The following is a 653-nucleotide window of genomic DNA, read 5'->3' on the forward strand; positions in this document are numbered from 1 at the left end:
ACAACCCTCTTTGCCTGATGACCATAGCGAGTCGGTCCCACCCCTTCCCATCCCGAACAGGACCGTGAAACGACTCTACGCCGATGATAGTGCGGATTCCCGTGTGAAAGTAGGTAATCGTCAGGCTCCCTAAGCCAGAAACCCCCGCCCGAAAGGCGGGGGTTTTTGCATTTGGGCGGAGGAAATGCACGGGCGAGTGGAGTGGACGGCCTGGCTTGAGTTTCCTCATCGCCTACTCCCAATTAGAAGCGCTCGCAGCTCCCGGCACGCCAATCGGCCAGTATCATCCGCGATCCCTTGGCCTATTGCCGCTATCTCCGATCAAAGCTGCAATTTCTCTCTCTCTCGCCTCGGTTGGCACACTCGGACGTGATTAGCTTGCCATCGTCGACAACGAGTGTCGGGTCACCGTGCAAATCCCCCGCGGACGACGCACCGAACCACTGAAACCGAGCAGATTCCCCCCATCGCGTTTCGGCCAAATACCTCAGACACCGTACGAAATGAACGCTTTATTCGGCGTGTCTGACCTGCTCCCCGCGTTTAGTACGGTGACGGTGTAGAGTCCGTTCCAGAGAGGAACGGCAATGAAAAAGCGATTCACCGAAGAACAGATCATCGGCATCTTGAAGGAAGCCGAGGCTGGCCTGAAG

At 57.0% G+C, this 653-nt stretch carries 1 rRNA gene; it reads left to right on the forward strand.

Annotated elements, in window-relative coordinates:
* Positions 1-13 precede the first annotated feature (13 nt).
* A 5S ribosomal RNA gene (rrf, locus tag CFB39_RS38590) occupies positions 14-126 on the forward strand.
* Positions 127-653 lie beyond the last annotated feature (527 nt).

The sequence above is a fragment of the Burkholderia sp. AU6039 genome, assembly GCF_002223365.1.
Lineage (GTDB): Bacteria > Pseudomonadota > Gammaproteobacteria > Burkholderiales > Burkholderiaceae > Burkholderia.